Below are 24,608 nucleotides of genomic sequence, written 5' to 3'. Positions count from 1 at the left end.
GTTTGGTCGGAACTACGGCAACGTTGGTCAAAAAATTATTAACACCTTTAGTTCGAGCCGATTTTTTTTTATAATTTCGGAAAAAAAATTCATTTATTTCCCGGGTACCGTCCGATATCTAGTATAGATTGTCTACAGAAGTAAGATCCTTGATGCGACATAGAGTATTCAACGAAAGAAGTCCCTTCTAAAGTTTTGCACCATAGTCGGTATTCTTTCCGGATCTGAATTCTGAAGAGGAGGAAAGAACATGGACGTTCCACTCACAAATCTGATAAGCTCTGCGGAAAAGCTGATCCGCGATAAACGGTCTTCCGTTAGCGGCAGAAACGTATCCACTCAAGAAGGACAAGGAAGTCTGGACAAAACCGAATTTTCTTCGGGACTCACCTCTCGTTATCTGAAAATTCAGGAAACCCTTTCCAGTCTTCAGGGAGAATTCACTCGCGAACAAATGAAACTCGGAGTTCTGAACGAAGGAAGTACGCCTAACAGCGAACTGATCAACATTCTGTTCGGAGAAACTCCTTTGTTTCGGGAACTTGCGGAAAATCCGGATATCGATCAAGCGGTTCTCAAAGAGCAGATTCAGGAAAAGAAAAACAAAATCACAGACGCGATCCGTAACTTAGAAGTAGAATCCGAGAATATTTTTTCCGTGGGAATGTTGAAAGGACAGGATAATTTTTCCAAATCCTTGGAAGCGATCACCGGTAAAAACGTTCAGATGAAACAACTCTCCGAAAGAACGATCGAGAGACTGATTAAAGAATAAAAATCGGGGAATTTTTTCAATTCGATTCCCCTTTTTCCTTAAACCGGATTCCGATTCTCGAGAATCCAAGATCCGACTTTTACGTTAAGCGACCTTTTTATCTTCTCGCCGACCTTCCTTTCGATTTTCGACAAACAAATCTCCGAACGATCAATTCAACGACCTGCGGACCTTCCTAAAGTTTTTTATTCAATAGACATAGACATTCGGATCGTTTCGAATGGCCCTATTCCAAATCGTTCTCAAAGACACCGAGTTATAACATGACTTCTCTAGCAAAATTCTTAAAAAAGAATCGGATTCATATTTTTAGAATTTTATCTTCCGTCGTTTTTCTTTACTGCGTTTACAACTATTTCCATACGATTCGAAAGTTATCGGTCGACTTTCCTTTGGGAGACGATTACGACGCGATCCTCGATTTTTTAAATCAATGGAAACAAAGCGATTCCAAAATTTCCCTTTTATTCGGACAACACAACGAACACCGTCTTGTCTTTTTAAGAATCGTTACCCTATTCTATTTTCAATTGTTTCATACGGTGAATTTTATTCATCTGATCCTGATCGGAAACGCGTTCGTTTTCTTAAGTTTGCTCGTATTGTATTTATCCGTCGAGGATCGCAGAAAGTGGATTCTTCTTCCTCCGATTCTATTTCTCGTTTTCAGTTTCTCCAACTGGGAAGCGCAGACCTGGGCGATGGCTTCCTTATCCAATTACCCCGCGGTCTTTTTCGGATTCTTATCCTTAAATCTTTTGACCAAGGAGAATTACGCGAGCTTCGGTTTCGGAATCATTTGTGCGATCGTCGCCGTTTTCAGTCAGGGAAACGGAATGTTCGTTTTTATAAGCGGAATCCCGCTTTTATGGAAGAATAAAACGAAGTTGATTTCCTGGATCGGATTCGGATTTCTTTCGGGCTTGTTGTATTTCTTCGTGTTTCCGTATTCCAAACCGGCGCATTCTCAATTCGCTTTTTTTACGTTCGATAAACTTTTCTTTTTGAGTAGAATTTACTACGGACTTGCGCTTTTGTCGGGCGTATTCAATTCCAAATTCGTTCTGATTTTAGGAACGGTTCCGTTACTCGCCATCGCGTATCTATATAAGAATTATCGCAAGTTTTCTCCTCTTCCGATCGCGATGATTTCCTTTTTGCTTCTGAGTTTCGCTTCTCTCGTAATCGCGAGGGGCGGTTTCGGGATCGATCAGGCGTTTTCTTCCCGGTATCAAGTAAACACGTTACTCGTTTATTCGCTGATTTATGTTTGTCTTCTTCCTTATGTGAGAATTAAAAAACACTTTTGGCTGATTCTTACGTTTGCGATCCTGTTTCACTTCAATTCCAACCTTTTGAATCTTCCTCAAATCCACACTCAAAAACAGAAGATTCTCATCGATAAAACTTGTACAACCGAATGCGAAACGTATTTCACATATCCGGAACCGAATCGTGCGCGCGCGATTTTAAAGGAATCATTCTCCCAAAAAACTCTGCAATATTAGTTTGATTCTTTTTCGTTTGTTCCAAGGATTTATAGTTTTCATTTGATCCTGTCTTCCAATGATACCCCCGACTTTGATTGAAGTTACTTCGTTAAAGTTCGGTCGGTAAATTATTGGGAGTCAAAATTGTGAATCCAATTCAAGAATCAAACGAGAAACAAAACAAGCGAACCTTAGATCCGCTCGCATACGAAATTCTAAAAAGCGAAATCGTTCGTACTAGAATCCTTTTCCTCTTTTTTTCTTTTTCTTCCGTTTTACTGACAATCGTATTCACGCTTTTTTACGATAAGATCTCGAAGGAAATCGGAACTCGTTTTCCTTTTTATCCCGTTCTCGGAGTCAACGTAGGAATCGCACTTTACGAATTTCTGGTGAACCAAGTCTTTCAGTATCTTTTAAGAAACAAAAAGAATCTCATCGGCGCCGCAAGATTCGGAAACGTTTTCGTGGAAATATCCGCGATCGGTTTATTGATCTGGTTGAACATAGGAGTTTTCGCTTCTCCTTTGATTCCGTTGTATTCTCCCGCGGTTATGATCTTTTTCGTGTTCATCATTCTTTCGGTTTTGCGTCTCGAATTCTGGCTGAGCGCGTTCACCGGTTTCGTAGCGGGCGCGGAACTTTTCATATTAGCATATTATTATATTCCTAGAAATCCGGTTCCTATGCCGGTCCAATTCTTCAATTCGTTCGCGCCGTTTATTTCCAAAGGGGTTTTGTTTACGTTCAGCGGCGTCGCGGCCGGTTTGGTCGGACATCAATTAAAACGTTCGCTGATTTCGGCGATCTCCGCGGTTCAGGAAAAGAATAAGGTCGTGGGAATGTTCGGTCAGTATGTTTCACCCGACGTCGTGGACAAACTTCTCGAACAAAAGAACGAAAACTTTTCCGAGTTCAAAAGCGTTTGTATTATGTTTTTAGACATTCGCAATTTCACGAGATTCTCGGAAAAAAGAGCGCCCGGAGAAGTCATCGATTATCTGAATTACATCTTCACCCATTTGATCGATATCGTAAACCAACACAACGGGATGATCAATAAATTTCTCGGGGACGGTTTTATGGCGGTGTTCGGCGCTCCTCTTTCGGACGGTTCGAACGACGTAAAGAACGCGGTCGACGCTTCCGGCGAAATTCTCAAGAAGATCGAATTCTTAAATCAGGAAGGTAAAATTCCGGAAACCAGCATCGGAATCGGATTGCACACCGGCGAAGCGATGACGGGTAACGTAGGCTCGGAAACTAGAAAAGAATATACGATCATCGGAGACGTGGTCAATCTCGCGTCCAGGGTGGAACAGTTGAATAAACAATTCGGTACGAAACTCTTAGTCACACAAGCGGTGTATGACGATATCAAGGAAACGATTTCCGGCAAACATCTTTCTTCCATCCAAGTCAAAGGCAGGGAAGAACCGGTCGACGTTTACGAGCTGGATAAGATTTGATTGCAAGAAAAAGATCGAGCGAAAAAGACGCGACGTCTCTTTGAACAAGTTTCTCGATTCTACAACGCACAACGCGGCGGACGCTTCGATTCTACTTTAGAATTTTTGAATCAACGAGATTCATTTTTTTCTTACCAACGAAACTCCGTCCGCGATCGGAACCAAACTGAGATCCACGGAATCGTCCTTATAAATCATTTCGTTGAGTTTACGGATTCCGATCGTGGACGGTTCTTGGTGAGTTTCATCGGCCACACTTCCGTCCCAAAGAACGTTATCCGCAATCAATAGTCCGCCCGGTTTGAGCAACTTCATCACGAGCGGATAATAATTCGGATAATTCTCCTTATCCGCGTCCATAAAAACCAAGTCGATCGAAGCGGGTCCGAACGCGAAGTCGGGCGCCCAATCCGGAGCCGATTGGGAATCGATCAAAACTTGCAAAGTTTCTAATGCAGATCCGATCTTCAAACGGATCTTGGACTCAAGTCCGGTTTCTTTCCAATACTTGCGGGCGATCTTGGTCCATTCTTCGCTGATATCGCAACAGAGAATTTTTCCTTCGTCCGGCAACGCCGATGCGAAACAAAGGGAAGAATAACCCGTAAAGGTTCCGATCTCTATGATTCTTTTTGCGTTGCTGAGTTTGGTGAGAATGCCGAGGAATTGTCCCTCTTCGGGACTGATCTGCATGTTGGCTTGCGCCATCTTGCCGGTCTCTTCCCGGAGTTTGCGGAAAGAGTCCGGCTCTCTTACGGAATTCCGAAAGATATATTCTTCCAGCTTTTCCGTAAGTTGAACGTTCTTTCGACTCAAGGAGTTCCTTCGTAGATTTTCTTCAAGTCGGCCACGATGTTTTTCTGCATCGCCTCGTTCGTTCCTCCTCCGATCGAAAGGAGAATCGCGTCTCTGTGAAGTCTTTCCACGGGATATTCTCTGCAATATCCGTAACCGCCGAGGGCTTGGATCGCGTTCCGAGACACTCGTTCTGCCATCTGAGTCGCGACGAGTTTTGCGGAAGCCGCTCCCAAAGAATTTCTACTGTCCGGATTGATTCCGCTTGCGACATGATAAACCAACGCGCGAGCCGCTTGGTAATCCGCGTATGATTCCGCGAGAAGCCTTTGGATTTGTCCGAAGTCCGCGAGTTTTTTTCCGAACGCTTCTCTGTGGCGGATCGTATAATCGGCCATAACGTCCACACAACGTTTTGCGATTCCCAAGGACTGAGCGGCCAACGTGATTCTTTCGATCTCGAGGTTTCTCATCATGTGAACGAGAGCCCCGTCTTCCTGACCGACTAAGTTCTCCGCAGGAACTTCACAATCTTCGAATATAAGCTGAGTGGTCGGAGAGGAACGCATTCCCATCTTCTCTTCTTTTTTGCCCACGCTAAAACCGGGAAAGGAACTTTCTACGATGAAGGAAGTGGTCTTCTTCGAGTCCTTGCTCATTTTTGCATATACTAAGAATACGCTTCCGGTGTTTCCGTTGGTGATGTACTGCTTGGAACCGTTTAACACGTATTTGTCGCCTTTCTTTACGGCGATGGTTCTCATTCCGAGCACGTCCGTTCCCGCTCCGGGTTCGGTCATCCCCATTCCTCCGATCCATTCTCCCGAAATCACTTTCGAAAGATACTTCGCTCTTTGTGTCGGGTTGGAACTATGATAGAAATTATTTACGAACAATACCTCGTGCGCGAGATACGACAGCATAAAGCCGGGATCGTATGCCGACATCTCTTCGTGAATGATGACCGCGGCGACCGCGTCCATTCCCATTCCTCCGTCCTCTTCGGGAACGGTTACTCCGAAAAGCCCGAGTTCGGAACCGATTCTCCGGAAAAGAGGAAGGTTAAAGGTTTCGTGATCGTCGTGCTCCTTCGCCTGGGCATCCATATTCTCTTTTGCAAACTTTGCTACGTTTTCCCGAAGAGCGAGATGGTTCTCCGTCGGGTTGTATAAATCATTCGGTTTTTCAAGCACAGCTCTCATGTTGTCCTCTTCTCTAATATCCTCTTCCCCACGACTAAAACAGCTCGACAGAGAATCTTTGTTTTCCAAAAACTATCTTATGATCTACGCACTCATTTTGACAATCCTTTGTGGACTTTTTTTGATTCTATCTTATAAGAGCGCGGCCCAAAAGGAAAATAATTCCGTGTCTTTTCGATTGTCCTTTTTGCGTTCTCGGTTTCAGGCGGCGCTCCATTCTCCCTTTCAGAAAGAATCCGCCTTCCTACTTCTGTCTCTTTGTGCTTGGATGCTTTTGCCCTTGTTCTGGGGACTTGCATTTTTTCTAAAGACGGACGCGAACGTTCTAATCGTAATCGGATTTATGATCTGGACCTATTACTGGTTGAAATATCTCTTCTCCACGGATGAGGCCGCTTAGACCTGTTTAAAAAAGTGGTTTGCACGACATAGACACAAGATTTTTGTGTTTAACAGCACTAATTTTTTTGGAGTACCCATTTAATGAAAATCATCGTATTAGTGAAACAGGTACCTGACACCGAAACCAGTATTAAAGTAGGGGATAAATCCATCAACGAAGCCGGAATCAAATGGATTATTTCTCCCTATGATGAATTTGCTATCGAGGAAGGGATCAGACTACGTGAAAAACACGGTGGCGAAGTAATCGCCGTTTCCCTCGGACCCGACAGAGTCGTAGAAGCTCTCAGAACCGCTTACGCTATGGGCGCAGACCGCGCAGTTCATATCAAAGTTGATAACTACGTTCCTTTCGACACGAACAATACCGCAGAACTGATCGCTAACTTCGCAAAAGCGGAAAGCGCGGACGTAATCATCGGAGGAAGACAATCCATCGATACGGATTCTTCCCAAGTTGTGGTTCAAGTTGCGGAACTTCTTTCCATTCCTCACGTTGCTTTCGCGGTTAGCCTTGAAATCAACGGAACCGCGGTAAAAGCTACGAAAGAAGTAGAAGGCGGAACTCAAACCGTTGAAACGACCACTCCTGTCGCTCTTACTGCACAAAAAGGTCTGAACGAACCTCGTTATCCTTCTCTCAAAGGAATTATGACCGCTAAGAAAAAGCCTGTTGAAACGAAATCCGCTGCGGATCTCGGAAGCCCGGCAAGCAAAATCGAAGTTGTAGGACTCGAACCTCCTCCACCAAGAATTCCAGGTAGAAAACTGGAAGCGGCGGACGCGAACGGTTTCGCATCTCAACTCGTTAAAGCTCTCAGAGAAGAAGCTAAGGTTATATAAGGAGAACACAAGTGATCAACGTATTAATTGTTGGCGAATTGAAAGACGGAGAACTTAAAAAAATCTCCAGAGAAATCACTTCTGCAGGAAGAAAAATCGCTGATTCCATCGGCGGAAAAGTTGTGGCTCTTCTCATCGGTAGCGGAGTTGAAAAACACGCTCCTGAATTGGCCGCTGTCGGTGCGGACACGATCGTAACCGTTAACTCCGGAGATTACAACGCTGAAACTTATTCCACAATCGTTGCGGAAGTCGTAAAAGCGCAAAACCCTGTGGTAGTTCTTCTTCCACATACTTCTCAAGGAAAAGATTATTCTCCTCGCGTTGCCGTTAAGGTCGGAGCGGGAATCATCGCGGACGTTGTGGGATTCTCCGTTGACGGAGGAAAGGTCGTAGCGAAAAAGCCGATCTATTCCGGAAAAGCTTACGCAAACTTCAAAGTTACAAGCGCGATTCAAGTTTTCACCGTTCGTCCTAACTCTCAAGAGATCACTCAGAAAGCGGGAGCGGGCGCTGTGGAAGCTGCTTCTCCTTCTGCGGGCGATGCAAAAGTAAAAATCGTTTCTACCGATCTGAGCGGCGGTTCTAAAGTTCAATTGACTGAAGCTTCCATCATCGTATCCGGCGGACGCGGTATCAAAGGACCTGAAAACTGGCCTATCCTTCAAGAACTTGCGGACACACTCGGAGCGGCTCTCGGAGCTTCTCGTGCGGCTGTGGATGCTGGTTGGATTTCCCATTCTCACCAAGTTGGACAAACAGGAAAAACCGTTTCTCCTAACTGCTACATCGCTTGCGGAATTTCCGGCGCGATTCAGCACTTAGCTGGGATGGGATCTTCCAAGTATATCGTTGCGATCAACAAAGACGGAGACGCACCGATCTTCAAAGTTGCGACTTACGGTATCGTAGGCGACCTGTTCGAGGTTGTTCCTGCGGTAACTGCAGAGTTCAAAAAAGTACTTGGATAACCAACCTGCGAAACGAATCGGAAACTCATAAATGCCTTCCTATGGGGCGGCATTTAGGGAGTTGAGCATGAGTTTTTATTCAAAAAAGTACTTGGATAATCAACCTTTGCCCATAGTTTGAAACTATGGCATTTTTGAAAATCAGGAGAATCCTCCCAGGTGCCGCAGGACTGATCATGGTCTGCGGCATTTCTGTTTCAGGGGATCCTGGACGAGACAGACTGAACGCTCTCTTAGGAAGAATGGGAGAAATCAACTCATTGAGAGCGAGCGTTACGATCAATAACGAAATTTCCGGAACACTTTCCTTTAAGAAACCTAACTATTTACACGTCAAATTCTCAGACGGCAGAGTTGTATCTTCCAACGGAAGATTTCTTTGGTTTTATTCTCCAGCAAGAGCGATCGTAGGCAAACAGGATCTGCGCGGAAGTACGGGCGGGGTCTTCGGGTTGTTAAGCGGCTACGAAGAAGTCACTCAAGTCGGAGGATCGATCCGACTCAAATCGGCGACTAAAACATACGAAGAAATCGTAGTGACTATGAATTCCGACAACACTCCAAAATCGTTAAGAATGAAACACAGAGGAACCGGAGAATATACTTCAATCAGTTTCTCCGGCGTGCAAACGAACGTGGGACTTGCGGCATCCTTGTTCAACTTCAGCGCTCCATCCAGCGCGCAGATCGTAGAAAATCCTCTGAACGAAAAGGAATAAATTCTCTTGTCTCTGAACTCAAGGACCGACGCCCATAAGATATTTGCGGATCTCTATCGAAAACAGAGAAGCCCCGAACATCAGGAGCAGATCGACGAAGTCATTCAAAAATCGAACGATATCTTTATCCGAATCGATTTGATGAAGAAGGTCGATGAAGAGTTCGAAAAGAAAAGACAAGACGAAAACAAAAAGTCCGAAGACGAGGAAAAATCAAAAAGACAATCCGACAAATCCGCGGGCGCTTCTAAAACCGCCGCCAAACCGGCCCGCAGAACCGAAACGAATTCCGGAGGCGGAGCGGGAATCGGATTTTTAGCGAACCTCTTCGGCGGAAATCCCGCGATCAATAAGTTCGCAAAAGACTCTGGAACGATTGATGTTGGCTTTTTGGGAAGAAAACTTCAGATCGCTCCCGGAGTTCAAAACCTATTCAAATTTCTGAAAGAAGATCAGATCATCGCTACGATTCAGGCGCTTCGATTTTGCGAACAACAGGGTTGGAGATATTGGAAGCCTCTCGTTTATAACGTAGTATTAAACTTTAATAAACTACTCAACAGCATCATTTCCTTGGATAGCTTGTTCATCGATCAGATTTCTCCGGAAATCTTTTTGAACCGCGCGACTAAATTAGAACTTTATTATGCAAGACATTTGAGCCGGGAAGATTCCAAGGACATCATCATGACTCAGGTTCCGGAACTGATTCGCAAGGACGAAAAACTCGTTCCGAGAATGCCTCAGATCATGGCCGGTCTTTCCTACGGTCTCAACTTGGAAAACGGAAGGCCGAGAATGTCGGACGCGATCCGAGCCTTTCATATCGTCGCCACAAAACGAATGATCACTTGGGAAGAAATCGTCCAACAACTCAACGTTCCTCCGATCAACGAAACCAAGTTCCAAGGTTCTTCCGATATCATCAAGGAAGTGGAAACGACTTTGATCCGTCTTGCGGACGACATTCAAACGAGATTGAACCGCAAGGAAGAATTGCAGAGCCTACGGGAAAGATATTTTAGAATCGACGACAAGGGAAGAATGAACTTCGACTTCCTCAATCTCATCGTCGACGATTACTTCGAGAATCACGTTCCCGAAAACATGCAATCGGCATCGATCAAGTCCTCGTTTAAAGGAACTCCTCACAAGTTGATGTATCTTTTGCTCCGAGATTTCCAAGCGTCTTACGCTCCGATCCTCGAAGGAACCGTCAAAGTCGGAACGAAAAATCAAAGCCGCGACGTAATCATCATGTTGCCCGGTCTTTTCAAGGGCGACATCGAACAGATCAACAACTTGCTCCGTCTTTTGGATGCGTTTAACAAAAAGTATCCGAGCTTTCAATACAGCTTTGCGACTTACAACGAACATACGACGTCCACAACCGGCGTGGAAGATCAGATCACTCAGAATCTTTTGAAGTTGCTCGGAGACGCCGCGGGGTTTATGGGAAAATTCGCGGAGAAGATCAACATAATCGTGGAAAACCACCTTCTCGCGAAACAATACGAATCGACGGGTAAGTTGAACGAACGCGTTTTGGTTTCGAAAGAAAAGGTGATCGAAGAAATCAAAATTCTTCATAGATTTATTCCATACTGCGATTCCACCGTCGTATCGGGAAATCGTCTGAACGGAAAAACCCTCGACTTCGTCTTTTTGGAAATGGCCAAATTGCTTTATAACTACGCCGTGATTTACAAAGATAAATCCACGATCACCAAACTGACCTTACACAAAAAAATAGATACGGAACTCGGTTCATTGATGAAAGAATACGAAAGACTTGCCGGTAAACCATACGAAACAACGAGATCGGAGGAAGCATGAGGATTCTCACAGGAGTCCAGCCCTCCGGTAAACTTCACTTAGGAAATTTCTTCTCAGTCATTCGAAAACTCAAAGAATATCAGGAAACGACGGACTTATTCTGTTTCGTCGCGGATCTGCATTCTTTGACCACATTCTCCTCAAAAGAAAAACAAAGGGAGAATACCTTCAACGCGGTTTGCGATTTTTTAGCGCTCGGCATCAATCCGAACCGTTGTACGTTTTGGCTTCAATCTTCGGTTCCCGAAGTCACCGAACTGACTTGGTATCTCAGTCATTCGATCAGCGTGAATCAATTGGAACTCGCGCATTCTTTTAAGGACAAGGTCGCAAAAGGTTTTCATCCGAGAGGCGGGCTCTTCTTTTATCCGGTTTTGATGGCCGCGGATATTCTCGGATTTGACGGAGATCGTGTTCCGGTCGGTAAGGATCAAAAACAACATTTGGAATATGCGAGAGATATCGCCGCGGCTTTCAATCGGGAAGTCGGTCCGGTCTTTAAGATTCCCGAACCGGAAATCGACGAAGCGACCGCGCTTGTTCCCGGAACCGACGGCCAGAAGATGTCCAAGTCTTACGGCAACACGATCAACTTTTTCGATTCAGAAAAAGAACTTAAGAAATCCATAATGTCCATCATGACCGATTCCGCCGGTGTGGACGAAGCGAAGGACCCTTCTCAAAGTCATATATTTGCGATTCATTCTTTGTTTTTAAACGCGCAGGAAAAAGAATCCCTCAAACAAAAATTCTTAACTCCTGGAACCGGTTACGGTGATCTTAAAAAACAACTTCTGCAGGATACTCTGGATTATTTTGCGCCGTATCGAAAAGAACGCGAGAGAATCGGAGCCGATAAAACCTTTGTGGAAGACGCGTTGAAAAAGGGAAAGGAAAAGGCGCAGAAAACGATCACTGAAGTTTTGGACCGAGTTCGTAAAGAATTGGGGATGTATCGATTTTAGTTTTCAACGCGGAATCGTTTTTGTTTCCGTTTTGTTTTCGTTGCGCGAATCGTTCCTTCCAATCGCTTCGTATCTTTTAAGATCGTTTCGTTTTTTCGGGAGAATGTGGTAGTTCCTACACTCGTGGAAACTACAAAGTATCCACCGGGGTCGACGTTTGCCCTCGCGGATAAAAGTAGAACCTCGCGAAACGCGTAGTAGTTCCTACATTCTTCCGAAGACCGAACCAAATCCGCGCGCCGGACTTCCGACCAAATCCCCGACTCCGCAACGAACCGGCGCGGAACCGTAAAGGATATGGAAAAACATATCCGAAATTGGCTCCCCTGCTCCACATTCTCCCGATTTTCCTTAGGAACCTTAACGGGAATCGTATGCGATCTCCTATTTCCGGGAACCGCGCTACTCTGGATCGGAATTTTCATCCTCGCGCTTTCGATCCTTTCGACCGGAGCATTTATCAAAAAACGAATTCAAAAAATAGAATATATTATATTTGGAATATTCTTTTTTGCTGCGGCGATATCTTTTTATCCGGAACGATTCTCGGTCGAACGTCCTTCGAAAAACAACTTCGCGCCCGCGCAGAAGAAAAATCTATTCGGACAACCGGAAAAAATTTTCCAAGAAAGATTTCGGGAAAGAATTTTACTCGATCTCAAGGGCGCGGACCTCGAAAAAAATTCCAATCGAATCGCGCTGGGATTGATCTTCGGAGAAGCCAAACAGCTTTCCAAAGAATTTAAAACGAAGGCCAAAGAAGGAGGAATTCTCCATTTGTTCGCGGCATCGGGCCTCCATCTCGGAATTTTAATGGGAGTTCAGTTTAGAATTCTTTCCTGGATCCCGAGTCTCGGTCACAACTTCCCGAGAATTTTTCCGCTTCTCACGGGCTTTCTCTATTTATCCGCGCTCGGTTATCCGGTATCTCTGGCAAGGGCCTGGATCTTCGCCGGAATATTACTCGCGCAGGGATTGTTCTTTCGAAAACTTCGCGCGATCGATCTTCTACTTTGTTCCGCGTGGATATTATGGATCTCCGATCCTTCCCGATTTTACAGCGTATCTTTTTGTCTTTCCTTCGGAGCGGTCGCGGGAATATTCCTTTTTTCTTATCCGATTCAAGTCGTTTGTAAATTTCTTTCTGACGAGAATTTTTTGACTTCCTTTTTTAAGGAGAATCTATCGATTTCATTTGCGGCAGGACTCGGAACGATGCCTGTGTTGCTCTTCGCGTTCGGATCTTTCAGTTTCGGATCGATTCTTCTCAATCTGATTGTGGTTCCGCTCGCCGGAATTCTATTGCCGATCCTTTATCTTTCCTTGCTTTTGGAAGAAACAAAACTGACCGCGATCACGGGACCGTTTTGGTCCGTTACGGAATTCTTGATTCAAATTCTGATCTATTTATCCGAAACACTTTCCAAGCCTCTCGGATTTTACAAAGAAATGGGAGAAGCGGTTTGGATCGGAATGATCGGATGGATTCTTCTTTGTTTTGAAACCCTGTTCTTCGCGTATCTTTTGGAAAAATTTTTTTCCGGGTCCTCCGTTTCAGGCGTCGACGCGAAAGCGGGAACCGATCCTCCCTCCGACCTCGACGAACACAAACACAATGTCCTAAAAAACATTCGAAATTTAGAATATTCTTTCCCAAGGCCGAAAAAACGAAGGATCAAAAATCTTTATCCGATTCTGATCGGTTTGTTTTTTCTATCCGTTTGCGGAATTCATATTCTTTTGTACCATTCTCCCGATTGGTTTCCGAGGGAGAATCGAATCGTAAACAACCGATTCTTTTTTATCTTACGCAACGGAGATTCTTTGATCTTTTCCGGAAAGTGCAAATACGGATTCAAGGCGATCTCGAACGCGTTTCGAACCTCGCAAAAAAATTATTGCGAACACCGCGACGACCGCCCCCTCGAAAAAATTTTCGTGGAAGACGAATCCTGTCTGACCTGGGCCTTTCGTTGTTTGAAGGAACGCCCCCAAACCGAACTTTTGTATTCCGGCAGGGATTTAGACCTTTGGAGCCGCGCGAGCGAATTCAAACTTTTGCAATCTCCGCCGATCCGGGAAATTTCCCTTTCCCAAACGAAGAACGGCACGGGTTCCGTCGATTCCAAAATCGTATTCTTTCATACGAAAAAGGATTCCCTTACGGAATTAGCTCGAAGAACAAAAAGCGGAAGCGGTTGGATTCTTTTGGAACATCCTTTCGGAAGCAAAGACGACTCGGAAGTCTGGAATCGAAACCGAAAACTGCTTGGGCTTTCGGAGAGTTGGGTGTTTCTGGAAAAAGATGAGCTCCAGAGAATACCCGTTTCGGAAAATCACTGAGATCCGGAAATTTCTGGAGTCGAAATCCTCCGCGCCTTTGAAGAAATGGGGGCAGAATTTTTTAATCGATCCGAACGCGATCCAATCCATTCTTTCTTGTCTGAGTTCCGACCTTGTTTCCAAGATCGATCGTATTTTGGAAATCGGCCCGGGGCTCGGCGCCATCTCGCACGGCTTACTCGAATTTCAAAAACCGGTTACCTTGTTCGAGATCGATCCCGTTTACGCGAATTGGCTTCGCGAATATCTTCCCGAGTTCGAATTGAAGGAAGGAGACGCTTTGAATTTTCTTTCCGAATACGCAAACCAATCGGTTTATCTTTTCGGAAATCTTCCCTATTACATCTCCTCCGAACTTACGTTAAGCGCCGTTAAAAATCTCAAAGGATTGAAAGGCGCGGCCTTTCTCGTTCAAAAAGAATTCGCAAAAAGAATTTCAAACGAACCTTCTTCGATCCAATTTTATCTTTCCGCGTACGGAAGTTGGAGTTTAAAAAAGGATGTGAAAGCCGGAGCGTTTTATCCGAGACCGAACGTAGATTCCTCCATCTTAGAATACAAAGCCGCGCCCGTTTTTGAAAACGAGTTCGGTTTCCTCGCGCTCGAATGTCTTTGTAGAACCGCGTTCTGGGGAAAAAGAAAAAAATTGACTTCGTCTTTTCGGGACGCGCCGATCGCTTCCCTTCCTTTGGAAGTCCGTTCCTCCGAAAATTTTTCGGAAGAAAAGTTTCGGGAAGAATGTTTCAAAGCCTTGGACGAGGCGAAAATCGATTTGGACAAAAGACCGGAAGAATTGAACCCCGGCGACTTTCACGGAGCCGCAAAGTTTCTTTCGAATTATATATCAAAAATTTTGAATGTGATTTGAATTTCGTTTTTGAGAAACGAAGTTTTGAATCGTTTAGATCGGTTGAACGGTCAATTGCGGTTTTTACCGAATGTCTTCGAAATAGAAGAGCGCCGCGCGTACCGCACCGCTTAGGACTTTTTGTTAAAATCCTTATATTCTTGAAGCGTATTCTCCATAAATTCGGAGAACTCTCCTTCTTTTTTAAAACCGAAATACTGTAATACCGTGGATTGAATGAGAGTAAAATCGGCGAGTCCTTGGGAAATATCGATGATCATATCCGAAAGATAGATCGAAAAAACCGAGTCTTGAAATTCCTTCTTCACCAAAAGAGGTCTGTGGTGCATTTCCGCGGAAACGCGGATCGTATCCGAAAAATTCCATTTCTCGCAGATCATCGCGCCTAAGGTAGTATGAGAAATTCCTAATGCGGCTTCCTCCAAGGTCAAAGGAGAAGGAAACGAACGGTTCCCCAATATCTCGGAAATTTTTCCGGAAATCTCCGGTTCGAGCGAGATCAAAATGACTCGACCCACGTCGTGCAACAAAGCCGCGCAGACGAGAACGGTGATGGTTTGTTTTTTCCAACCCATTCTTTCCCCGAGACGTCTGCAGATAAAAGCCGAAAGACTGGATCGTTCCCAGATCGCTTCGAATTCCTTGTATTTTTCCTCGAGAATTTTTTTCGTTCCCAAACTCAAAAGAATGCTGTTCAATTCCGAAAGACCGATCACCTTGATCGCGTCCTCCAGACTTTCCACCCTCGTTCTTTGGGAAAACGAAGCCGAATTTGCAAGTTTTAGAATATTCGTAGAAAGTGATACGTCTCTTCCAACGAGTTCGGTGATATTCTGAATCGAAGAATCCGGTTTGTTGATCAGACTCATAATCTGATTCACGTTATCGGGAAACGTGGGTAACGTGTCCACTTCGGACAATATCTCCCCCGTCTTTTGAAGATTGACGTTTCTCTTTTTAAAACCGAAAGGAATTTTGATATAAGCCGAAGTGACTCCTTCCTCGGATTTGATCCGATACGAATCCCCTTCGATTCCCTCGTTTTTCAACATCAACAAGGACATCGCAAGTCCGAGTCCTGCGCCTTCGGATTCGTCTCCGTGATTTTCGAAAATTTCGGAAAGATCGTTGTATGTGTGCGCTTTCGAAATTCTTTCCTGAACTCTTTGATCCTCTTCGGGAAGAATGCTTACGTTGTTCGCGACCTTCAAAAGAAAACTATTCTGATTAAAACCGAAGGTGATCAAAACGTGAAGACCGTTTTTTTCGAGAAGATCCGTATAAAGATCCTTATTGGCGATCAGTTCCTCTTTGAACTTTTCCATTCCGGTCGCGTATTGGCCCGGATCGTTGATGTCCAAACCCGATTCCTTAAAAACGACCCTCTTTTGATTGGCTTTAACCGCGTTCATAACGGTTTCGCGAAGAATGGAAAAGATACATTCCCGCAGAGGAGTGATATCCAGATATTGAAGATAACGATCCAGAAGAAAGCTGATGATCTTATCGATGTTACGATTGAGATGAGTGATTCTTAAATAGAGAGGATTGAGAGATTCGATCGGCTCGTTGACGTTTTTGACGGAGAGAAAGTAACCCTCCTTTTCATAGTGAAACCACTGAATCTTCATTTGCCGATTTCCAAATTCTGCCCGGGTCCTTTGAACGTCGACCCAAGGTAGAATTATGACTCTTTAAAGTTTTGTCAACCGGTACTTTAAGTTTAGAGTTCTTTCCTGTCCAGAACAACTTTTACTAAGCCGAAACAGAGAACGACCCAGACTCCGATTTGGATCAGAGAATATTCTCCGTAATAATGGACCTGGGAAAGACTTTTTGCAAGAAGAGAACTCGAGAAAAAGAAGATCGTTCCTTCTTGGGGAAGAATCCAATAAACGACCTCGAGAATCTGTTTTTTCAGATCCGAGGTTTGCACGATACTCGCGGCGGCCGATTCGTAGATGAACAGATCCAAAAACGTGGAGAACACCAAAAGCGCCAGTCCTCCGAAAAACGCCGCGTTCTTACCGAAACTCAAAACGAGAACGAACCCGAAAAGAATCAGAAAGTAAAAAACGAAAAACATTGTAAGACAAGCCTTTAAAAGATCCCAGGAAAAGTTTCCTCCGCCGATCTGCTGTTTTACGAGATAGGTTCCGATCAAAAAAACGGCGTTCGCAAAGATGAGTAAAAGCACACCTAAGGATTTTCCGCCAATGTATGTCAGAGGTGAAACGGGTCTGGAAAGAATCGGAATGTATGTTTTGTTTTCCAGTTCTTCTCCCAAAAGAGAAACGGGAAGAAACAGGGCGAGAACCGTATTCCAAAACGCGAAAAACAAAAACACGACGTAGATTTGAAAATCGGGATTTCCGGATTGATCCTGTCCGCCGATCTGAAGCTGACACGTAAAATTCAAAAAGAGAAACAAAGCGGATATTATAAAAATGAAATATACGATTCTTTTTCGAAGTGTTTCCCTCAGAGTCAAAAACGAAATCGAAAAAACTTTCGGAATCTGATCGCGAACCCAGGAAAAATTATTCATGGTTTCCTCCGGTGACTCTCAGAAAAACCTCTTCGAGAGATTCGGTGGTTCTTTCGTATTTCAAGATATTGGCTCCTAAGTCCACGAGTTCCGCGGGAATTTTTCTGAGATCGATTCCGTTTGCGGGAAGAAACTCGATCTGATTTTCCACGATCTTTTGTTCGGATGAGATTTTGCGAATATAAGAATCCAATTCGGAACTCATCGATTCGACTTTCACGAGAATTCGATTCTTCCCTTCTTTCAAGGATTCCAAAGGTCCGATCGCCGCGAGACTTCCCAAGTTGAGAATTCCGATTTCGTGACAGACCTTTTCGACTTCCAAAAGTCTATGAGAATTCAATAATACGGTTGTGCCCTTGGATTTGTTTTCCTGGACGAGGGTTTCCCGAAAATCGATATAACCTTTCGGATCCAGGCCGGAACCGGGCTCGTCCAAAATCAAAAGTTCGGGATCTCCGATCAACGCGGATGCGAGTCCGAGTCTTTGTAACATTCCTTTGGAATAACCGGAAACTTTTTTACCGGCCGCGTCGGCGATTCCCGTTTTTTCCAAAAGGTCCTTAGACTTTTCGCGGATCGAAGCGGCCTTGATTCCGGCTAACTTTCCGCTGAAGGTTAAAAATTCTTCCCCGGTTAAAAATCCGGGAATGGAAACTTTTTCGGGAAGATAACCGATTCTTTTCCGCAAGTGAGAGGAAAACGGAAGTCCAAATAAACGAAAGCTTCCTTCGGATTGTTTGGAAAATCCCATGAGGATTCGAACCAAACTCGTTTTTCCGGCTCCGTTCGGGCCGAGAAGACCGAAAACCGAACCTTGGCGGACTCGAAAGGAGATACCTTTGAGAGCGTTTTGTTCTTTGTATTTTTTTTGAATCGAATCGATTTCAATTGCAAATTCGGACATGCACTTTTCCTTGGAATCAGAGCCTTTTCTTAAACCGCGCGAAGGCGGAATCCATATCCTCCGTTAAGGGATACGGAACTGCAAAGCGAAACTTATATCAAAGAAAACTAAGTTTCGTAAGAAGCCATGACAACGTTGGACCTTTTTTGCAAACGAAGGTTCCACTTGAGAAGGATCAATGATTTTCGGGAACCATTCCCTGTCAATCCTCTGGAAACATGAAGATTATTATTGCTAGACATGGGGAAGCTGAAACGACTTCTCCGGACGGAACCGATCGTTCGAGATTGCTCACCGCAAAGGGAGAAACCGACGTACGGAAGATGGCTAATTTTCTCAAGACCGGTTTCAAAATTTCCAAGATCTATCACAGTCCTTACGAAAGAACCAAACAAACCGCAAAAATTTATACGGACATTCTAAAACCCGAACAGGAAACCGAATCCTTGGATTATCTCGAAGCCGGTCAGGACATGTCCCGAGTTTGTCCGATGATCCGAGAATATTCCAACTCGGATACGATCCTGTTGGTCGGTCATAGCCCGGACGTTTCCATCTTTGCCGAAAAACTTTTGGGAATCGGCGGAGTCGGAAAGAGTTTTCTTTTTTCACCGGGTTCCGCTCTGGCCGTCAACGTTCCTCGAGAAAAATTTTTGGACGGTCAAATCATCTGGTTTATCTGTCCCGATTTTCTCTGCTAAGTCCTTTTCATTTTTAAGTTTACAGAAGAGCCTTTTCGTAAATTCTTACTGTAGTTAGTAAGAATCGGGGTGTAGCGCAGTGGTAGCGCACTTCTCTGGGGGGGAAGGGGTCGCTGGTTCGAATCCAGTCACTCCGAGATTCTTTCTATGTTAAAAGTCCCGCCGTTCTTTCCGATCCGATCCACACAAACGATTTACAAAACTTTCGATCCGCAAACCGTGCGAACCTTTGGAAACGAATTTCATCGTTTACAACGAGCGGTTTTATAAAAAGAATCGATCGCGCCTTCTCTCGAAGCGCCCTGCCCCGTTTGTAAAACCGTAATCACCGTATATTCCTTCGGAGAATTTAGAACCCAACGTTCCCAAAGATTTTGTTTCTTTTCTAAAAATCCCAAAAACCAAAACGCACCCGAAAGAGAACCGGTCTTTCCGTAGACGATTGAATTTTCAGAATCACATTCGGACCAGAACGCGGATTCTTTCCAACGTTGAAAATTCTTTCGATCGATTCCTTTGGATTTTCCCTCGTCCTTTAGAAATTCCACCATAAAGTTATGTTGTCGTTCGGGAGTTCTTTGAACCGCTTTCGAAAAATAAATATTCTTTTTATCTAAATAATGTTTTTTGAATGTTTCGGAAACGTATCCGATGCGAATCAGAAAGTCTTCGAATTCTTCGTATCGATTCGGCTCTTCTTCGAAAAACGAAAGAAAAAAAGAATTGGAGGAATAAAACATGGCTTCTCTCAGATTCAAATCGCGGGGAGAATCGGGGATATGCGCTTCGAAACTTCTTTTTTGAAAACCCGGCGCGACTAAATTCTTTTCGAGTAAGAATAAGGTGATCCAATATTTGAGAGTGGATGCAGGTGTGAAATTTTCTTTGAGAAGATCCCCCTCCCCGGAAATTCGAGGAGAGGGGTCAGTGAAGTGTGAGAATAGTGTAATTTCCTTGGATCGAATCTCTCCGGCGGAAATTAAAATCCAGAGAGTAAGAAATAGAATTCTTCCTTTGAGCAAGAACCTTATTTCTTAATAAAATGATTGAGGATATTGTCCCGGATCTCTTCGAACCGAACCAATCCCCAAGCTAAGTTGACTTTCAGTTTAAGGGCGTTGTCGCTCATGTCCTTCTCGCCCTGGGCTTTGAGTTGATCGAATCTTTCTTCGATCTTTTCTTTGCCTTCGTTCAAATCATCCACGAGTTTATCAAAAATCTCACGGGAAGTCTGAACGGCCCCGATTCCTGCATTGATTATGTCGTTTAATTTTTTGTTTTCCATACAGTAACCCCTCAATTTGCTTTCGAGGATCTCTATTGCTATTTTTGTGCAGTGCATAAAAATAGCAAACACTTTTTTCCTTTTTTTCCTTGCCCGGGTTTCCGTTTTCCCGAAAGTTCGGAGACCGTACAAAGATATGAAACTACCCAATTTGCTGAAACAAAACCGAGAATGTAGGAACTCCTTCGGTTTCTACCTGGGAACCATTCTCCTCTTAACCCTAAACCTCTGGAATTGCGGGGCGGAAATCAAGGCCGTCGGTCCTTCCGGCGCGGCTTGCACGAAGATCGAAGGACTTCCCGGTCCGGAAGACTTGGCCATCGATTCCGAAGAAAAGATTCTTTATGTCTCAAGCCACGAACGAAGAATCAAGGATCAAACCGGAAAGATCTTTACGATCGATCTGAAAAATCCCGCGGCTACGCCCAAGGAAATTTCTTTGAAATATCCGCCGGACTTCCGACCACACGGAATCAGTCTTCTCAAAACGAAAGACGTCTACAGGCTGTACGTAATCTCCCATCCGAAAATCTACGAAGTCCACACGATCGAAATCTTCGAACGCAAAGGAAAAGATTGGTCCCATGTGGGAACTCTTACAGACCCGCTCGTCACAAGCCCGAACGATCTCTTCGTAGTATCCGAAAACGAAATCTATCTTTCCAACGACCACGGAGCCGGAGGAATCGTTCGGTATCTCTGGGACGATCTGTTCGGATTCAAACGCGCGGAAATTTCCTACTACGACGGAAAAACCTGGTCGAACCTCGGAAACCCTCTTTCGTTCGGAAACGGAATTCTCTACACAAAAGATTCTCAGGGAAAGGAACTCTTATATCGATCCGGTTTCTCCGACAAAACCGTGTTTCAATTTCCGATCACAAGAGAACAAGGAAAACCCGTGCTCGGAGAACCGAAGTCGATCCTTCTTAGTTCCGGTCCGGACAATCTTGAGTTGGATTCCCAAGGGAGAATTTTCGTAGTCGGTCACGCCTCCGTATATCGATTTTTGAGACACGTGCGAAACGCGGATTATCCCGCGCCGACTCAAGTATATCGGATTTCACCGGACGGAAGTTCTCAGGAAATTTTCGCGACTTCGGGAGATTTGATTTCGGCGGGAAGCACCGCGATCCCTTACGACGGAAGATTGTATATCGCGCAGGTGTTCAATCCTTATATTCTAAATTGCGAATATAATAATTCAAGCAAATAGAAAACGGCTCGATTTCTTTTAACGAACGTAGAATTTTCGGATCGTATCCGCGTAGACGGTTCCCATCAAATCGTATCCGACCGGATTCGGATGAATCGGATCCGTTACCGGATACAAGGGAATCGTCTTTTCCATTTCCAAAAAAACGGTTTCCATATCCGCGGTCGGATATCGGGAACCTAAACTTCTCAAATACGGATTGATCTGAAAGATGTTCGCCCGATAACCCGGCTGGATCGTCGGAGGGAGAATGGTGACTATAATCGCCGAGTTTGTTTTCGACTGAATCGTTCCGATAAGATTCTCATAGTGATTCGGAAATTGATCCGTGGGATAACCGGAAACGTCGTTGGTCCCCAATTCCAAAATCAAAACGTCCTGTTGTTCCGTAAACGCGGTTCCGATCGCCTGGGTCCAACCGGGAACGTCCCTACCCGAAACCGAATAATCCGTAACCGTAAAACGAGAACCCAATTTTTCCCTGAGACCGAAACCGTCCGATCTTTGGGAAAGAGAATCTCCTATGATCCCCACTTTTAAAAGAGGACCGATCAAGGGCAACAACGCGGAAAGTCCCTGTTGTTCGTGTTCCTTTCCCACGCAACCGTTTACGCAGAAAAAGAATAAGAAAAGTAGAATATTCTGAAATACGAAAACGGATTGAAATCGGGCGGATTTCATTTTTTCTTCCGAAGATAAATTTCCGCCTGAGCGCGCACCAACTTCCGCGTAGTCGACGGGGAAACGCCGACGGTCCGTTTGTAAAATGAGGATGAATTCTCCTTAAGATAACCTTCCACGGCTTCGTTGCGTTTGGTTCCTTCGCTGAAAACGAAAGTATCGATCGAATCCAAAGTGGAAACGAACATTTCGTGCGGAACCGGCAATTCTCCCGGAATGAATTCCAGGATTTTTTGATTCGGATAAATTTCTCTAAGATGAAAATAAGGATCGGGAATCGCCTGAAGATAAACTTTTTTCGAATACTTCAATTCCGCCGCGATCTCCTCCGAAAATTTCTTTCCGAGATCGAATTCAGGATTTAAAAAACCCACTTTCCGATACGCCAAAAACAAAACGATCAAATTGCAGAACAAAAGTCCGGACGCGACGTAGATCACCCGTTTCCGATCCGACTCCTCCAAAAGAATTCCGCCTAACGCGGATAAGGGGATCGTAAGATACATCACGTAATAGAATTCCGTGGATAAAAACAAAAAGAAAAGAGTTCCGAAAATCCAAACGAAAAGAAACAAAAACCGATCCAACTTTTCCTTCAACAACCTTTGATTGATTCCGATTCCGGCCAAAAGAAAAATATAGAATAGAATTCTCACTCCCGGATTTTCATAACCTCCGATCAGAATTTTGATCTTGGTCAAAATCGAAAAAACGGAAAACAATTCCTTCTTTCTTCCGAACTGCAATCCGAACTGAAACAAAAACAGATCGAATCTCGGAAACAACCAAACGATCCAAACTCCGAGCGGAATCGTTCCTCCGATCCAAAACAAAGGCGCCGACAAGGATTTTCTTTTCCACAAAAGAAACAAAGCGGGAACGCCGAACACCGCGCCGAAAGGATGCGAAAGAAAGGAAAGCCCGAGAAATATTCCCGATACAAACGATTCGACTTTACCGACCGGCTCGGGGTTTTCATCGAAAGCGCTTCGGATTAAAAAGAACAGACTCGCGAGCGCAAACAAAAGACAAAGAGCTTCCATTCTCCCCATCGTCCCTACTCTTAGATACAAAAGATCGGTGGAAAGAAGAAGACAGGAAAACAAAGAGGAAAGCGGAGAAAATCCGATTCGATTTAGAATTCCATAAAATACGAATATACAAAACGCCGCGGTCGCAAGCGTAAACAACCGAAGTCCTACGATTCCCGGAAGAACGTATTTCATCCAGAAACCGCCCGTGAAAAAATACAAGGGAGGCATCCATAACGTCGTTTCTTCCATACCGGGAATCAAACCTTCGAGAACCTGCGTTCTTAAGGTTCCATTCTCCGCAAAATCCTGGGCGGGTGAAAAGAATAGAACCTCGTCCGGCCAAACCGGCGGAAACTCGAGTCTTTGATTGAAAGGAGCCCAGACGAAAAGGGCTATGATGAAAACCAAGAGGGTCCAGGGGACCGCTTGGATCGGAATGAGAGTGGATCGTTTCCGGGACATAGACCCGAGGAGAATCCGGGATTAACCCCGGATTTTAGGTAAGCGAATCGAGAGCGGAACTTTCTGTTTCGTACACTTCAAACAGATCTAAGAGTTCGACCACATCGAATACTTTTTTTACGGGAGGAGTGATACAACAAAGTTTCAACTTTCTTCCCTGCTTTTCCAACTCTCTGACCATACCGACAAAGATACGAATCCCAGAGGATGAAATGTAAGAAATATTTTCCAGGTTGATTAAGATATCGCCCTGTCCGGACTGAACATCATCCAGTAACTTCGCTTCGACTTCGTCTGAATGTCCGATATCCAGCCTACCGTTGAGCGCAACCAGAGTGTGCTTACCGATCTTTTTCGTTTTAATTTCCAAAGATGGCTTCCTTTTAAAGAATTAGGACTAAATTAAGGTTTCAGAACGCGTTTACAACTCATTTTTAAGCTCCGATATCTAGAATTTCATCCAAAGAAAATATTTTTACCGGTTCGGACTTCGATTTTTTCCCGATCAACTTATAGGTAGCGCGCCTTGTTTTAAATCCGAGATACTCGGAGATAAATCGGATTGAATTTCCGTTCGCGTCCATACGAACGGCGATTGTCTCTCTGATTTTCGGAACGTTCACTTCGATTCCCGTCTTACGTTTCAATTTTTGTAGAAGTTTCTGAATCGTTTTCGGATGAAGCCTTCCGTTTCTTCCGGGAAATAAATATTCCTCGGGCATTCTTCCTTGAATCGCTCCGTAAAAATCCTTCAAAAGACAAAGCGGAATGTCCAGACGACGATCCTTTCTTCTTTGAAATCCACGAATTCGTAATATTCTTTCCTTTATGTTTACGTCGATGACCCGAATTCCGACCAGCTCTTCCTGTTTTAATCCGAAGAGAAACAGAAATCGGATCCAAACGTAATGATTCGGATTGTTTCTGCATTCGTCGATCAGCCGTTTGATTTCGAGGTTGGTAAGAATTTTTTTATTTCCGTATATATCGGAATTCGTTTCGTATAAGGTCATAACAACCGTCCTTTTCAATTCCGTTTGATTTGTCTTAAACGCGAAAATAATGCAAACAAAAATCGCTTCGAGAACGCGGAAGT

Annotated in this window: 24 protein-coding genes, 1 tRNA gene and 1 pseudogene; 14 read left to right on the top strand and 12 right to left on the bottom strand. The window is 44.4% G+C overall.

The window, feature by feature from the left end; all coding sequences use genetic code 11:
• Positions 1-27 precede the first annotated feature (27 nt).
• Positions 28-252: pseudogene (locus tag LEP1GSC052_RS21845) on the bottom strand (hypothetical protein).
• Between LEP1GSC052_RS21845 and LEP1GSC052_RS18990 the strand changes: the two are divergent.
• The 3 genes from LEP1GSC052_RS18990 to LEP1GSC052_RS18980 all read left to right on the top strand — a co-directional run bounded on the left by LEP1GSC052_RS18990 (position 251) and on the right by LEP1GSC052_RS18980 (position 3,734).
• Positions 251-775, top strand: a complete 525-nt coding sequence (locus tag LEP1GSC052_RS18990; protein WP_010572679.1) for an LIC10415 family protein — start codon at positions 251-253, stop codon at positions 773-775. The pseudogene LEP1GSC052_RS21845 and the gene LEP1GSC052_RS18990 overlap by 2 nt on opposite strands.
• Positions 776-1,038: 263 nt before the next feature.
• Entirely contained in the window at positions 1,039-2,283 is a 1,245-nt protein-coding gene (locus LEP1GSC052_RS18985; protein ID WP_010572680.1) for a hypothetical protein, read from the top strand.
• A 125-nt stretch (positions 2,284-2,408) separates the two neighbouring features.
• A complete protein-coding gene (locus LEP1GSC052_RS18980) occupies positions 2,409-3,734 on the top strand; it encodes an adenylate/guanylate cyclase domain-containing protein (protein WP_040913718.1) in 1,326 nt (441 codons plus the stop codon).
• Between the two features lie 120 nt (positions 3,735-3,854).
• Here the strand turns inward: LEP1GSC052_RS18980 and LEP1GSC052_RS18975 are convergent, their stop codons facing one another.
• Positions 3,855-4,550 (bottom strand): O-methyltransferase, encoded by a 696-nt coding sequence (locus LEP1GSC052_RS18975; RefSeq protein WP_010572682.1) that lies wholly within the window; start codon positions 4,548-4,550, stop codon positions 3,855-3,857.
• Complete coding sequence (locus LEP1GSC052_RS18970; protein WP_010572683.1) at positions 4,547-5,731, bottom strand: acyl-CoA dehydrogenase family protein; 1,185 nt, start codon at positions 5,729-5,731, stop codon at positions 4,547-4,549. Before LEP1GSC052_RS18970 ends, LEP1GSC052_RS18975 begins: the two co-directional genes overlap by 4 nt.
• A 58-nt stretch (positions 5,732-5,789) precedes the next feature.
• Here LEP1GSC052_RS18970 and LEP1GSC052_RS18965 point away from each other — a divergent pair, with 58 nt between their 5' ends.
• The 8 genes from LEP1GSC052_RS18965 (at position 5,790) to rsmA (ending at position 14,678) form a co-directional block, all read left to right on the top strand.
• A complete protein-coding gene (locus tag LEP1GSC052_RS18965; RefSeq protein WP_010572684.1) occupies positions 5,790-6,131 on the top strand; it encodes an LIC10362 family protein in 342 nt (113 codons plus the stop codon).
• An 83-nt stretch (positions 6,132-6,214) separates the two neighbouring features.
• Positions 6,215-6,976, top strand: coding sequence for an electron transfer flavoprotein subunit beta/FixA family protein (locus LEP1GSC052_RS18960; protein WP_010572685.1), 762 nt, complete (start codon positions 6,215-6,217; stop codon positions 6,974-6,976).
• 11 nt (positions 6,977-6,987) lie between these two features.
• Positions 6,988-7,947, top strand: a complete 960-nt coding sequence (locus tag LEP1GSC052_RS18955; protein ID WP_010572686.1) for an electron transfer flavoprotein subunit alpha/FixB family protein — start codon at positions 6,988-6,990, stop codon at positions 7,945-7,947.
• A 125-nt stretch (positions 7,948-8,072) separates the two neighbouring features.
• Entirely contained in the window at positions 8,073-8,666 is a 594-nt protein-coding gene (locus LEP1GSC052_RS18950) for a LolA family protein (RefSeq protein WP_040913205.1), read from the top strand.
• A gap of 6 nt (positions 8,667-8,672) precedes the next feature.
• Complete coding sequence (locus LEP1GSC052_RS18945) at positions 8,673-10,502, top strand: hypothetical protein (protein WP_010572688.1); 1,830 nt, start codon at positions 8,673-8,675, stop codon at positions 10,500-10,502.
• Positions 10,499-11,467: a tryptophan--tRNA ligase gene (gene trpS / locus LEP1GSC052_RS18940; RefSeq protein WP_010572689.1), complete on the top strand. Its 969-nt coding sequence runs from the start codon at positions 10,499-10,501 to the stop codon at positions 11,465-11,467. The genes LEP1GSC052_RS18945 and trpS overlap by 4 nt, the downstream gene beginning before the upstream one ends.
• 297 nt (positions 11,468-11,764) lie before the next feature.
• Positions 11,765-13,810: a ComEC/Rec2 family competence protein gene (locus tag LEP1GSC052_RS18930; RefSeq protein ID WP_020985627.1), complete on the top strand. Its 2,046-nt coding sequence runs from the start codon at positions 11,765-11,767 to the stop codon at positions 13,808-13,810.
• Positions 13,773-14,678: a 16S rRNA (adenine(1518)-N(6)/adenine(1519)-N(6))-dimethyltransferase RsmA gene (gene rsmA / locus LEP1GSC052_RS18925; protein WP_010572693.1), complete on the top strand. Its 906-nt coding sequence runs from the start codon at positions 13,773-13,775 to the stop codon at positions 14,676-14,678. Before LEP1GSC052_RS18930 ends, rsmA begins: the two co-directional genes overlap by 38 nt.
• Positions 14,679-14,788: 110 nt before the next feature.
• Here rsmA and LEP1GSC052_RS18920 read toward each other — a convergent pair whose 3' ends face one another.
• From LEP1GSC052_RS18920 to LEP1GSC052_RS18910, 3 genes are all read right to left on the bottom strand, one after another.
• Positions 14,789-16,309 (bottom strand): HDOD domain-containing protein, encoded by a 1,521-nt coding sequence (locus LEP1GSC052_RS18920; RefSeq protein ID WP_020986565.1) that lies wholly within the window; start codon positions 16,307-16,309, stop codon positions 14,789-14,791.
• Positions 16,310-16,401: 92 nt separating this feature from the next.
• Entirely contained in the window at positions 16,402-17,226 is an 825-nt protein-coding gene (locus tag LEP1GSC052_RS18915; RefSeq protein ID WP_010572694.1) for an ABC transporter permease, read from the bottom strand.
• Positions 17,219-18,133 (bottom strand): ABC transporter ATP-binding protein, encoded by a 915-nt coding sequence (locus LEP1GSC052_RS18910; protein ID WP_020985907.1) that lies wholly within the window; start codon positions 18,131-18,133, stop codon positions 17,219-17,221. The genes LEP1GSC052_RS18915 and LEP1GSC052_RS18910 overlap by 8 nt, the downstream gene beginning before the upstream one ends.
• Positions 18,134-18,351: 218 nt before the next feature.
• Between LEP1GSC052_RS18910 and sixA the strand changes: the two genes are divergently transcribed.
• Both sixA and LEP1GSC052_RS18895 read left to right on the top strand, forming a co-directional pair.
• Positions 18,352-18,834, top strand: coding sequence for a phosphohistidine phosphatase SixA (gene sixA, locus LEP1GSC052_RS18900; protein WP_010572696.1), 483 nt, complete (start codon positions 18,352-18,354; stop codon positions 18,832-18,834).
• A gap of 65 nt (positions 18,835-18,899) precedes the next feature.
• A tRNA-Pro gene (locus LEP1GSC052_RS18895) sits at positions 18,900-18,971 on the top strand.
• 105 nt (positions 18,972-19,076) lie between these two features.
• Here LEP1GSC052_RS18895 and LEP1GSC052_RS18890 read toward each other — a convergent pair.
• Both LEP1GSC052_RS18890 and LEP1GSC052_RS18885 read right to left on the bottom strand, forming a co-directional pair.
• Positions 19,077-19,856, bottom strand: a complete 780-nt coding sequence (locus tag LEP1GSC052_RS18890) for a hypothetical protein (RefSeq protein WP_020986519.1) — start codon at positions 19,854-19,856, stop codon at positions 19,077-19,079.
• 5 nt (positions 19,857-19,861) lie between these two features.
• Complete coding sequence (locus tag LEP1GSC052_RS18885) at positions 19,862-20,119, bottom strand: LIMLP_16025 family protein (protein ID WP_010572699.1); 258 nt, start codon at positions 20,117-20,119, stop codon at positions 19,862-19,864.
• A 136-nt stretch (positions 20,120-20,255) separates the two neighbouring features.
• Between LEP1GSC052_RS18885 and LEP1GSC052_RS18880 the strand changes: the two genes are divergently transcribed.
• Positions 20,256-21,335, top strand: coding sequence for an SMP-30/gluconolactonase/LRE family protein (locus LEP1GSC052_RS18880; RefSeq protein ID WP_010572700.1), 1,080 nt, complete (start codon positions 20,256-20,258; stop codon positions 21,333-21,335).
• Between the two features lie 18 nt (positions 21,336-21,353).
• On the opposite strand, the gene LEP1GSC052_RS18875 is transcribed toward LEP1GSC052_RS18880, so the two are convergent.
• From LEP1GSC052_RS18875 to LEP1GSC052_RS18860, 4 genes are all read right to left on the bottom strand, one after another.
• On the bottom strand, positions 21,354-22,016 hold the full coding sequence (locus LEP1GSC052_RS18875) for an SGNH/GDSL hydrolase family protein (protein WP_010572701.1): 663 nt from the start codon (positions 22,014-22,016) through the stop codon (positions 21,354-21,356).
• Positions 22,013-23,512 (bottom strand): ArnT family glycosyltransferase, encoded by a 1,500-nt coding sequence (locus LEP1GSC052_RS18870; RefSeq protein ID WP_010572702.1) that lies wholly within the window; start codon positions 23,510-23,512, stop codon positions 22,013-22,015. Before LEP1GSC052_RS18870 ends, LEP1GSC052_RS18875 begins: the two co-directional genes overlap by 4 nt.
• Positions 23,513-23,546: 34 nt before the next feature.
• Entirely contained in the window at positions 23,547-23,882 is a 336-nt protein-coding gene (locus LEP1GSC052_RS18865) for an STAS domain-containing protein (RefSeq protein WP_003005878.1), read from the bottom strand.
• 64 nt (positions 23,883-23,946) lie between these two features.
• The gene (locus tag LEP1GSC052_RS18860; protein ID WP_010572703.1) at positions 23,947-24,525 is read right to left on the bottom strand and encodes a tyrosine-type recombinase/integrase; all 579 of its coding nucleotides are present in this window, start codon (positions 24,523-24,525) and stop codon (positions 23,947-23,949) included.
• Positions 24,526-24,608 lie beyond the last annotated feature (83 nt).

Origin of the sequence: Leptospira kmetyi serovar Malaysia str. Bejo-Iso9 (assembly GCF_000243735.2) — a bacterium.
Taxonomy (GTDB): Bacteria; Spirochaetota; Leptospiria; order Leptospirales; family Leptospiraceae; genus Leptospira; species Leptospira kmetyi.
This window is presented reverse-complemented; position numbering and strand designations above follow the sequence as displayed.